We start from the raw sequence: 11,898 nt of genomic DNA, 5'->3' as shown, positions 1-11,898 counted from the left end.
TCTTCAAGTTGTTTGGGTATAGAGCCATGCTGTTAGTCTGGCAGTGATCGTAAGTTTGTCCATACCTGTCCTGCTTGAAGTCGCAACATTTTTATTTGATAAATTAAGCGACTCGTAAGCCTCATCATATAGCTCATCTATTTTTACCAAGTGTTCAGAGACGTTTACCAAGTGCTCAGAGACTTCGTTTTCCATCTGTGCTTAGTGCTAGTTATTCAGTTATACTATGTAAACTCATTAGTTTACTTATTTAATTCTCTCCCTTATCATCAAGTGGGTAACATCGTAGGTAATCAAATGATGAAAGTGAGCGAAAAGAAACGGTTGGATCTACTGGCCGCGGCGAAACAAGAGTTTATTACTCATGGCTATCATGCCGCGAATATGGATAGGGTGTGTGAAATCGCTGGCACCTCAAAGCGCACGCTATATCGTCATTTTGCTGCCAAAGAGACCCTGTTTATTGAGGCGATTAACCATATTTTTGACGGATTACGTCAACAGGTGGTTTTGAATTACGAGGCCGCAGCCTCGCTAGAGTCTCAATTATGCGGCTATTTCTTGGCCAAAAGTGCGGCACTGTATGAGGATGTGGGGTTGCCACCGGTGCGCATGATTATTGGCGAATTTATTCGCCAGCCAAGTTTAGCACAGCAATACGTGCAATTTGTTCAAGACAGAGATAATGATTTGCAGGCTTGGCTTGAAAATGCGATTACCGATGGTCGCCTTGGAGGGGCAGATGCAGAGCAGATGAGCGCAATGCTGTTAGCGCTCTATCATGGCAGCTTTTTATGGCCGCAGCTCATTGCCAATGCCCCTATTTTACCCGTTGAACAGCAGCGTATGCGACTGGAGCAAATCGTGCTATTTTTCGTGCGTGGGTTTACCCCTGTGCGTGATTAAATCGATTGTGCCCGCTCTTATTCGTCCTCTTTAAGTCGCTTGGCGATCTGCGCGCTATACCGATTCACTCAAAGAGGTAAAGGTACTTCGCATAGCCTTGCGCTTGCATTTGCTGTTTAGGAACAAAGCGCATTGCTGCTGAATTCATGCAATATCGCAATCCTGTTGGCTCTGGGCCATCTTCAAAAACATGACCAAGATGCGAATCGCCATAGCGGCTTCGTACCTCCATACGAGGATAAAACAGGTGAAAGTCCTTTTTAGTCACGATATAACCTGAGTCAATTGGCTTGGTAAAACTTGGCCAACCCGTGCCAGAGCGGTATTTATCTGTTGAGGAAAATAAGGGTTCGCCTGACACAATATCGACATAGATACCTTCTTCTTTATTATCCCAATAGGGGTTGTCAAACGCCCGTTCGGTCCCTTCTTCTTGTGTGACGTAGTATTGCAGCTCTGTCAGCATGGCCTTAATCTCAGCTTGTGAGGGCTTTGTATAGGGCTTGAGCGTTTGCGTTTGTTCGCCTAGGCGGCTGCGCAGTGAAACCGGATTACTTTTGCGGTCATCGCCAAAAACGGAATCGAGGTAGGCATCACGGCCAGATGCTTGGCGGTAGTACTTATATTTCAGGCGACTTTTTTTGTAATAATCTTGGTGGTAGCTTTCTGCTGGGTAGAAAGCCTGATACTCGATAAGTTCGGTTTGCAGTGGTTTTGGGTAAATGCCTGCGGCATCCACCGCGCTAAGCAGCGACGTTGCTGCGTCAAATTGCGCCTTATTATGATAAAAAATGGCAGGGCGATATTGAGCGCCTCGGTCAACGAAAGAGCCTTTGGCGTCGGTTGGATCAATATGCCTTAAAAAGTAATCAAGCACATCGGTATAACTGAGCTGATTGGCATCATAAGTCACCTGTATCACCTCGATATGATCGGTATTGCCACTGGCGACCTTGCGGTATTGGGCATCCTCTTCACTGCCACCTGCGTAGCCAGAAATAACGTCAATCACACCAGGTAGCTGTTCGAGATCAGCCTCCGTACACCAAAAACATCCGCCAGCTAAGGTGGCTGTTTCGATATTGTTTGCACGAGTTTGTGTGTTTGCCGTCGCATGAGGCGTAGGCATGAGCACTAGTGTGAGCAAACTCAGTGCAAGACTCAGTGTACTGAGCAAAATAAATCCTCGCTTTTTCATCCGATTCTCCTCATTTGTTCCCTATACACCTTTGCAACTTAAGGGCGCTTAGGCGTAAAAACATAATTAAAAAGAACGGTTTTCTATGACAAAAATTTCCAAACCCAGAAATTTTATTGCGCCCGAAGACGAAGTGAGTAAAGTGGTCGAGTATTTCGATAAGGTAACAACACAATATGAAAGCAGAAGTGAAATGGGTCGATAATTTGACCTTTTTAGGTCAATCAAATTCAGGGCATTCAGTGGTAATGGATGGGCAGGGCGGAGCAAAAGCGCCAAGTCCCATGGAGATGGTGCTCATGGCGGCGGGTGGATGCAGCTCGGTTGATGTGGTTGATGGATTAAAAGCTGCGGGTGAGCCTGTTACTGGGTGCATTGCGACTGTAACAGCAGAGCGACGTGAAAGCGCGCCGCGCCTGTTTACGCAGGTGAATATTCACTTCATCGTGAGTGGCGATGATTTGACGCCGAATACTGTGGCTCAAGTTACCGCGGATTCGCTGACCAAATATTGCTCGGTGTGTCTAATGCTGGGTGCGGGCGTGACGATGACGCACAGTTGGGAAATCGTACCTGAAAGCGTTAAAAACGAATAATTCCATCGGTAAGACGCAGGGTGAGTGAAATGGAATTTTATCCCGACACACATTTGGTTGTGGTCGTGCTGGGTAAGCGACTGGTTAATAATGAGCTAACACCAGAGGGGCACGGGCGTATCTGCACTTTGATAGAGGCTCAGCGACGTTATGCTGAGTTGACGAGCGCAACCATTCTTTTTTGTGGCGGAGTGACTCAAGGACAAAATCGTGCCGAAGCTGATGTTCTTTGCGATGCTTATTTAGCGCAACTTACTGATGACTCAATAGCCCATCCATTAGGCGGGATCTGGCGTGAAAATCAATCGACGACCACGGTTGAAAATATCGAGTTTGTTGCGCGTATGCTGATAAAAGATATTGCGCCATGCCATGCGTCAAATACACAATTTCAGTTGATGTTGGTCTCAACGGATTATCACCTCGAACGCATTTTTCAAATTCAGCACTGGATGCCGCAGCAAGGATTACTTAGTCGTCTGCTGCATCGGTGTGAACAGGCAAATGTATCAATTCAATTACCACTGGACGTTTCTCAGCATATTGTGGCGCCTTATCCCTATACTGGCCCTGCAGCTCGGTGCTTTCAAGCAATTGAAGCCTTAACACCATATCGAGTTTATCTTGAAGGGCTCTGCCAGGGTGTCTTAAAGCTTGATAGTGGGGGCACTCGATTGAGCGACAAAGCATCACCAAGTGAGTGTCTCGAATTCAGTGCTTACGAGCAGGCGCACAAACTTGCTTATGACGCATTAGAGGTGCTGAGTCGAGTGAGTAACATTGAACCTTATTGGCAGCGTCAAATTCATCGTGTGAGCCAGCTCATCGCGAATGATCCTAATACGCTGGATAAAGCGCAACTGTGGGAACATGTTCAAGAATTTCATGCACTGCTGCTCGATCTTAACCGTTATTTTGATCCTGAAAATCAGCGATTAAATAAGGTTTAGGTCAATTGAATCATTATCGATAGCGCATTTTTATATCTTCAACTAATTTTCTATATGTCCAGCCATGTTCACTTAATACATATTGCATTTTTCTCCTAGACATGTAAAAAGCAGCAGCCAATATATCCAAATCTATTTTTTTATTTTGGATGACGTTTTTTTCTAAAAATAGTCTTATATCGGTAATGATGTTTGACTTGTCTTCAATTTTGGTAATAGAAAGCAAGTCCATAATAGCGTTTATTTTATAGTTATTCTCAGTGTCTAATTCATCGGTGTTGGTGCTCTTCAATAGTGTTGTTATTGCGATACATAAGGGATGATATGTGAGATTTCGATTTCGCAAGAAGTCGACTGACAAAGAAGGAAGTACATCGAATGGAATGACTAATGCCTTTGAATGACCATCTTTTATATAATGGCCGACAAAGGGTTGTGTGAGGTCTAAAATAAATGAAGAATGAGAAAAATTATAGTTATTATTTTTTTGATTTCCAATAAATTGGTTATAGCTATAAGTTAGCAAAAAAAACTCGTTTCCTTGCTTTAGCTGAGTAGGGTTGAATTGTGCTTTATAACTAGTCGTTTTTACTTCTGTAAAAGTAACTTCTGGATAAGTTATATTAACTAGAGTGTCAACCGAAGAGAAAAAGTTGTCCTTATTGTACTCTATAATATCAAGAGGTAAAGAGTGCTTAGAATTAAGCACATCTTTCCATTCTGTTATATTGGTCGTATTAAGTATTTTCATAAATTCCTTGTTTAAAAATTACCAATACAGTAAGCATTAAATAAAATCATTATTAATATTTGAAAGAGGAAATAATAATTTCAACACGGCGGTTTTTTTGTTGACCACTTAAAGTATCATTTGATGCGCTCGGTGAATGTTCACCTTGTGCACTTATAGACATTCTATCCACCGGTATTCCCTGTTTGGCGAGATTGTCAAAAATGAATTTTGCGCGTTTTTCAGAAAGCAATAAATTATATTTTTCTTGTCCTGTGCTGTCAGAATGTCCGATTATTTCAACACTGGCGTTACGATAGGTTTTAAGAATGTCGATAACCTTATTTAAACTATCACTAAGGGAACTTGTTGATTGATCGAAATCAAAGTATACATTTGTGATATAGCTTGGATGGATAGCGTTGTTTAATTCAATTGTTGGTCGAATAATGTCCTCATCCGCTATGTTTGATTGTAACGTTTCATTTTTACCTAAATTGTAACTGAATCTAAGGCTAGCAATGTTGACATCCATGCTTTCAATTTTTTTGGATGTCATTTCTTGGAATGTTTGGTATTCCAGTCCAAAAGACATAGATGAATTAATTTTGTATTGATATCCAATTGATGCTGTTGTGACAATGTCTGATTCACCTGATGCAGTGATATATGCGCCACCAAATTTGCCATAAATAGATATTGATGGTGTGAGTGGTAAAGTAAACTTAGGTGCGATTGTCAGTGCCAACAGATCCGTTTTCATTATGTTATCAACATTGTTAATGTTTTTTTCAGTTATAGTGAAATTACTAAGATAATCTAAGTTAAGCTCGGTGGCCAAATATGGGTTTATTTCATAACCAGTATGCAAGTTTCCCGACCAGCCTTTGTCTTGACAGGATTCTGATATGTCACAAACATCGCTTAAAAAGCCGTAACCAAGACCTGTTCCTACATAGTAAGAATCAGAAGCATAGCCGTTAAATGAAAATCCGCTTATTATTGATGCGATTAATATATTCTTATTCATGATTGAAACTGATTTTTATTGGTACGTCGTGCTATTATTGATTTTTTTTTTATCATTGCAATGGGAGGTGGTGGAGTTAGGGTTGGATTAATTTTTAATAACTATTATCAATCCTGATTTAATCTGCAATTATTGTGCTTGAGGTTGTAGAATTGTTGATAGAAGGGTGAAAACACTAATCAACTTCAAAGAATTTTAACGTTGCTGTCTACGTATAAACAACATTAAAGTTGCAGTAGGCGGCAAACGAAAGAAATCTCTGAGAACTTTGTTAATATAGATAAATGTCAATATAGATAAATAATGTGATGAGGTCTGTGAGAGCCAGCTAACAAACCTACATCTTCAAGTGATAGGAGTATATTTTAGCACTAATTTCTTGGCGAGATTTTAAGCCTCGCAAAAGAATCGAATGTTATTAAGTGATTTTTGACCTACCGGAGTAATCATTAGGCAGTGGCGACTAACCCTATAAATATGGAAGCTGGCCAGTGATTTTTGGTTAATGTCAACATTTCTAAGATAAATCCTATTTATTTTTCTTAATTTGTTTAATGAATAATTTCCTTCTACTATAGAGTAGCTATCTCTGTTTTTATACCGAGTCGATATAATGTTAATGTCACTACCCTTACTATAGAGTTGACTCACAACCTTTTTGAAAGGAGCATCGTAATCAAATTTTGTTGTGCCACGGTAATATAGAGTTTCCGGTTTGCCAAAAATGAAAACGAACAAAAAAAGAAGTGAAATAAGAACGTTTATGACACTGATATTTTTAATGGTTATTTTTTTCACACCAGGCCTCGAAACTTTCAAAATTTAAACGACACGTTAAATCTTCATATCTTAGTGTTATTCCGGCTTCGTTATTACTCACAACTGTATAATGGGATTGAGTCAAGTCAGGTAACTTTTGGATATCAAAGGTGGCTTGCGACTTATATAGATACATTGCAATTACTACCCATCCGATAATGCTAACCGTAAAGTATAAGGCAGTTAGCCAAGACCAGTGGCTCGATTTTGATAGATTATTGTTCTCGCCACGATCTCCTTTGGTAACCGATTGGTTTAATAGCGCCGCACTCTCTTGCTGATTTGTTTCATCTTGCTCTGTAACGGAAGAAATCGAGTAACCCTCACCTTTATGATTGATAATCACCGTTTTTTCTTGATCATCAATTGATGTCCGAGTTTTTTTTATCAGCTGAGTCACGGACTCGTTGCTGATAAAGGTATGACCCCAGACCTGCTCCTTGATATCGTCAACCGAGACAATTTCCGGATAAGCATTAATGAGTGTTTTGAGCAAAAGTATTTGATTTTTTTTAAGGTTTTCTCTTTGCCCAAGGCTCTTAATGACTAAACTCTCACTAAAGTTTAGCACGCAGCCATTAATTAAGTAGTTTTTAGACATAAAATATTCTATTTTTCATTCGATTAGTATGTATCTGCTTAAAATTAAAACAAATTTATTATAGTAGATGGATGTATAGAGGTTTTAATTTAAGTGAGTTATTGGTTGTATCAGGTTTTGGAAAAAGTGGTTAACTTCGCAAGGTTCCCACTAACAATCGGAAAAACGGATTGTTAATGGGGTAACACAGTAAGAATTATACGATAAAATGATGGCCGCATATGCCAAACGGGGATGCGGATAACAGTCCCATTTGCCAACGGGGTTGGCCATCATGCACATTATTCCGCCTCAGACACGCAGCTTACAGAACCATACTTGGGTGCAGCACTGCCATGTTCACCCGTACGAAGGTTTATCGTACCTGTAAGGTCATTAGCCCAGAATGTCATCGCAGTAAACCAGCCTCGAGCGTTAGTCATTTTGCCAAATTCACCATAAAGTTTGTCGTACTCTGCAACGGTTGCCATGCGCCAGTTCGTTCTTTGCAGTGTTTGCATTGAGTTATTCCGCGCGCACCAAGCATGAGCTTCATCTTTGGTAAATCGTGGCGAATAAAAGCCCGGCAGAGAGTCATAATATGGACTTGAAGGGCTAGAGGTTGAGGAATAATGATAACCGTTAGCCGTTGATCCATAATAGATTCTGTTCATAAAAGCTCGCTCTGGTGGTGCTAGGTAAAGAAACCCTGGCATGCTTTTAGAGTCAAGCGTTGGTAAACAGTTAAAGCCGCCACCCGAGATACCGCATGGAAATCTGTCAGGTCCGAAGAGTAAATCGCGACTCTGCTCTTTTTGCACACCATCTGCACGGTGATTATATTGAACCTTAAATGTCACAATTTCACGTGCGGTGTTGGTGACATTGAGCTGTAATTTACCCTCTGCATCGGTGCGCCTGTTTGCAGGAATGAATTCAACAGTGACACTACGATCAGGATCAGCTTCAACGACTTCGACGTCGACGAGCGCGTTTTTAACCACGTTACCAAAAAAGTCCTTAACGACGAGAGAAATTTTATTCTGCGCGACGCCGTCATGGTGCTCATAGTTTGCAACTATCGAGACCGAATCAAAGTCTGCGGTTGTCACATCACCAACATATTCAATCGTTGGGCTAATTAAACGAGAAAATTCATCCGAGTTGTTGATTAAGGCAAAGCGATGCGTCCCAACCACCGTGGTTGAGCCGTATAGCGGTGTGACGCCACCATCGGTCGTGCCTTTATCCAGAGTGACCTCACCGGCAATAAGTGTACCTGCAACGGTCTCTGTGCTAAATGTATTGGCATAAGGCATAGACACGATGGCCACTTCGTGCGGTTCACCGTTAGCGACCGCTGTGTAAGTGGGAAACTCGGCTTTCATGATGCGCGCCTCAATACACGTGGCATAGTAGGGTGCGTATGGTTCATAATCCGTGACAATTGCAGAGTCTAAACGGAATCCTTTGTAACGTGAGCCATCTTTGACAAGATAAGGCTGCTGCAATGGCCAATCAGCCAGATCACCCGTTAACACGCCGCCTGCTAAGTTTCCGTCACGCAATAACTGAATATCGGTCAGCGTGGGTATGATACCGACTGAGCTACAGTAGTTATCGGCAGCGGCATCATTGAAGCCCGCAATGGTATTATTGACAGGTTCATCCCAGATGTCTTTCGTTGCAAGACCTAATGCTCCGGCTTCATCGAATGTTAAAGGGGCTGTAAATCCATCAACATCAACCCAAGTCGCTTCTCCACCCCTCGCGCTTACGTTCATTTTGATAAAACCAGACGCATAGCCGCCATAGTGGTCAGCAACAATGTATTGAACAATATGCACACCCGCGTTAGTCGCACTAAAGTTGAAGCGAGTGTTATTGATATCATCTGGTTCAGTTGGCGTCACTGTACTGGTGTAACTTTGTACGTCAACCAGTTGCCAAGTTTGGCCCTCTGGGTCGATGATGTCTAATCCATTCAATGTGGCTAAATCAACAGTGACTTCTGTAGCCGCTTCAATCGTTGGTGAGGGTTTGAGATACCACTTACCTGCGATGTTAGTAAAGGTTTGAGACAAACCATTGTAACTTAGCGCAAGATAGCGGCCCGTCGTATCATCACCACTGTAAACATGTGAGTTATAGGCCGCTTTATGGACAAGTTGGAACAATTTACCATCGTAGGCTGGGTCTTCAGGCAGTGCGATATCCTTGACCCAGTTGCCATTATAAGTGGTCATCTGGATAAAGTTACTTGTATTCAGAAGTGGTTTAAAATCACACAGCCCGCCGGTACCACTTGAACATTTTAATTCATTTGGAGTAGTCGAAACATCGATGATTGTGGTGTCAGTGTTGTATTCATAAAATGGCGCACGTATTGACGGTGGTAAATTGGTATCATCCGATACGGTAACATAAATCACACCCATCAAATCTGCACCTGGCGCCGCAGAATCAGTCAATGTGTAAACAATGCGATTCCATCCAGAATATTCAGGAGGTGTGAATGTCAAAGTATTCCCGGTCGCAGTCACGCTACCGAGATTATCATCCATACCTTGGACGACAACTGAGTCGACATTAACAGAGTATGTGCTTTTCCACTCTCCAGACAATAATGATGGAAGGTCAAAGGTCATCACACCATCGCCAATGACCGCCTGCTCTGAAAGTGGAGTCAATAGAGGTGAATCTGCTTCGCTAGCAAGTACACTCAGATTAGCAGAATGTTCGCTATGGCCATCAGTGATGGTATAGGCGTATGTGCAATAAGCCGCGCCGAAGGTATTAATCTCAAGCGCCAAGTCTTTAATGACAGGCGTTCCGCAGTTGGCCACATCGTTTTTTGCGTATATGTCCGTTAAGCGTAGGTTTTCGCCTCGAACATATGGCTGCAGGTCGACAGTCGTTGCAATATTAGGGCGCACGACATTAAAGCCATCAATTGCAAGAATTGCAGCATTAGGCTGAGGTTCTGATGTGCTTGGCGCTGAATTGCCATCACTACCACCGCCGCAACCTAGCAATAATGCAAGGGAAGTAGCTATGATTGAATGACGGAAATAAAAGTTATAATTCATAATCATATATCATTGTTAATGCAATAAAAACCAAGTGGAATAAATCACTAACATCATAAATATAAACACTGCTATGCATATCTATATGCGCGAAATTTCAATAAACATTGTTTGTAAAACCGCATTGAAATTCATGTGTTTTAATTTGTGGAATAGGAAAATCGGCAAACGAATTACCTCTTGCCGATTAAAAAATTCAGTCAGTTTTTTGCATGCTAACAGATATAACGTATTGGAAAAACAGTATTGTCAGATTTTAAGAAACATTAACAAAGCAAGAAACAAAACGTTTATAAATCAATGGTATGAGTGTTAATTAACGAAAATTAACATCAGTCTATGGCTGAGGTGTGGAGGCGAAACTCTTGTTTTTACAAGCCTGGACTAGAGCTGAAGCAGAGGCTCAAAATAAAGATAATATGCTTCAAGTCGACTAATCGATTAAAGGAGAATGCGCTTTGAATAGGCATTTTATTGAAAAGCAATCACAGGCCATTTGTCCCTAAATATTAACTTGATTGAGTATTAATCCACATGAAAATGTCATGTTTTACTGCATCGCACTTTTGTAATATTTCCATGACCTAACGCAGAAAGTAATAAATCTCGACGTATCGTAAGGGGGGCGTCCAACTTTTGTGTGTAAAGCAAGCCGACTAACGGACGACATCATATCAATTGAATGGTGTTTATCTAGATCCTCTGGAAAGTCTTGCGCAATTTGCTTGGTTTTTTGCACACATTGATCGCACGATATAGGTAAAGTAAGTATAAAGCCACACACGTTAGCTGTTTGGGTGAGCCCTATCTCACGATCTTGCATTAAGTTTGTGGCTTTTCCTGCCAAATGGTTAGTCATTGGCACTTTTATCTCGGTGCATTTTGAAAGACAGACCAAACTAGGGTCTACTCTTATCACTAAAAAGAGCTAGAAACATACATTTTAAAGTTTTGGTTTGCTGTATTTAACCGGTTTAAACGAGGCTTAAGTCAGTTTATTTCCTTCCAATCAAACCCATCGGCTTGAACGAAAAATTAGATTCCTTATTTAATTTTAATTAATTATCAATAATTGAGGCGTAAGATCCTGATAGCTGTGGGGTTGAAGTCGATGATATCGATAATTTGTCGATTCGATAAATTTGTCTGTTTTGTCAAATTAAATTTCTTATCTAAATTACACCCCAGAGCAGAAAGCCCGCTAGATATTAAACGGAACTTCTTATTAATATTCTTGTTAATATCAATAATCGCTTAAGGTAAATAGCGAACTAGCAAATTATCTGTATCGACAATCTTTTCTTTATATCTATTATATAAAGAATGACAAAAGATAGCTTTCACCTTTTAGCTTAGTTATCTATTTAATTTAATCTTTTAGAAATTTAGGACTATAAGCGCAAATAATATGACGAAACGTCATTATGCGATTTATAAGTCAATAAATGGAGAAACCACATGAAAAAAACTATCATCGCTCTTGCAACTCTAGGTTTTGCAGCTTCTTCTTTCGCAGCCGTTGAAACTGCTGACCAAACTCTTCAGTGGAGCGGTGCAGTTCCAACTTACACTGCGTCAACTGATAACTGGGAAGTGCGTGCAGTTGGTGCCGATCTACTAAACGGTGAATTGACGTTCACTGCAGATGCGACCGGTGTGAACCTAACTGACGCAACTAACCTTACTTTTGAAGTAATTAAAACAGCTGATGAATCTCAACTTGCGCATACAGCTACTCTAAAGAGCTTTGAAGTAATGGTTGATGGCGCTCTTGCAACTGAGACAATCAAATCACAATTTAGCCTTGTTAGCCGCAACGGTGGTACTGAGGCACCAATGGAGCTTAATGGTACTCCTACTGCTTCTGGTGCAGACAAGCTGACTGTTCTTGACGTAGTAGCAGTTGAAAACATCACTGGCCTTGTTGGTGGTGAAGAGATGGCTGTTAAAGCAATCCTTACTGTTGAAGCAGACGCAGCTGCTATCTAATTTAGTTTGCT

9 protein-coding genes are annotated in these 11,898 nt (G+C 41.1%); 4 read left to right on the top strand and 5 right to left on the bottom strand.

The window, feature by feature from the left end; genetic code table 11:
- Positions 1–297: 297 nt before the first annotated feature.
- Positions 298–906: a TetR/AcrR family transcriptional regulator gene (locus HGP28_RS02800; protein WP_281355510.1), complete on the top strand. Its 609-nt coding sequence runs from the start codon at positions 298–300 to the stop codon at positions 904–906.
- Positions 907–970: 64 nt separating this feature from the next.
- Here HGP28_RS02800 and msrB read toward each other — a convergent pair whose 3' ends face one another.
- Complete coding sequence (msrB, locus tag HGP28_RS02795; RefSeq protein ID WP_168834917.1) at positions 971–2,104, bottom strand: peptide-methionine (R)-S-oxide reductase MsrB; 1,134 nt, start codon at positions 2,102–2,104, stop codon at positions 971–973.
- Between the two features lie 176 nt (positions 2,105–2,280).
- Between msrB and HGP28_RS02790 the strand changes: the two genes are divergently transcribed.
- On the top strand, positions 2,281–2,700 hold the full coding sequence (locus HGP28_RS02790; RefSeq protein WP_168834916.1) for an OsmC family protein: 420 nt from the start codon (positions 2,281–2,283) through the stop codon (positions 2,698–2,700).
- 29 nt (positions 2,701–2,729) lie between these two features.
- The gene (locus tag HGP28_RS02785) at positions 2,730–3,650 is read left to right on the top strand and encodes a YdcF family protein (RefSeq protein ID WP_168834915.1); all 921 of its coding nucleotides are present in this window, start codon (positions 2,730–2,732) and stop codon (positions 3,648–3,650) included.
- Positions 3,651–3,663: 13 nt separating this feature from the next.
- Here the strand turns inward: HGP28_RS02785 and HGP28_RS02780 are convergent, their stop codons facing one another.
- The 4 genes from HGP28_RS02780 to HGP28_RS02765 all read right to left on the bottom strand — a co-directional run bounded on the left by HGP28_RS02780 (position 3,664) and on the right by HGP28_RS02765 (position 9,898).
- Positions 3,664–4,401 carry a hypothetical protein gene (locus HGP28_RS02780; RefSeq protein ID WP_168834914.1) on the bottom strand — a complete coding sequence of 246 codons (738 nt, stop codon included), beginning with the start codon at positions 4,399–4,401 and terminating at the stop codon, positions 3,664–3,666.
- A gap of 52 nt (positions 4,402–4,453) precedes the next feature.
- Positions 4,454–5,410, bottom strand: coding sequence for an OmpA family protein (locus HGP28_RS02775; protein WP_168834913.1), 957 nt, complete (start codon positions 5,408–5,410; stop codon positions 4,454–4,456).
- Positions 5,411–6,188: 778 nt separating this feature from the next.
- The gene (locus HGP28_RS02770; RefSeq protein WP_168834912.1) at positions 6,189–6,830 is read right to left on the bottom strand and encodes a winged helix-turn-helix domain-containing protein; all 642 of its coding nucleotides are present in this window, start codon (positions 6,828–6,830) and stop codon (positions 6,189–6,191) included.
- 281 nt (positions 6,831–7,111) lie between these two features.
- Complete coding sequence (locus tag HGP28_RS02765; protein ID WP_168834911.1) at positions 7,112–9,898, bottom strand: Ig-like domain-containing protein; 2,787 nt, start codon at positions 9,896–9,898, stop codon at positions 7,112–7,114.
- A gap of 1,458 nt (positions 9,899–11,356) precedes the next feature.
- On the opposite strand from HGP28_RS02765, the gene HGP28_RS02760 reads away from it, so the two are divergent.
- On the top strand, positions 11,357–11,887 hold the full coding sequence (locus HGP28_RS02760) for a hypothetical protein (protein WP_168834910.1): 531 nt from the start codon (positions 11,357–11,359) through the stop codon (positions 11,885–11,887).
- Positions 11,888–11,898: the final 11 nt, after the last annotated feature.

This window comes from Vibrio agarilyticus, assembly GCF_012641465.1.
In the GTDB taxonomy this organism is placed as follows: Bacteria; Pseudomonadota; Gammaproteobacteria; order Enterobacterales; family Vibrionaceae; genus Vibrio; species Vibrio agarilyticus.
Note: the sequence above shows the minus strand (reverse complement) of the source record. Positions and strands in the feature narration are given on the sequence as shown.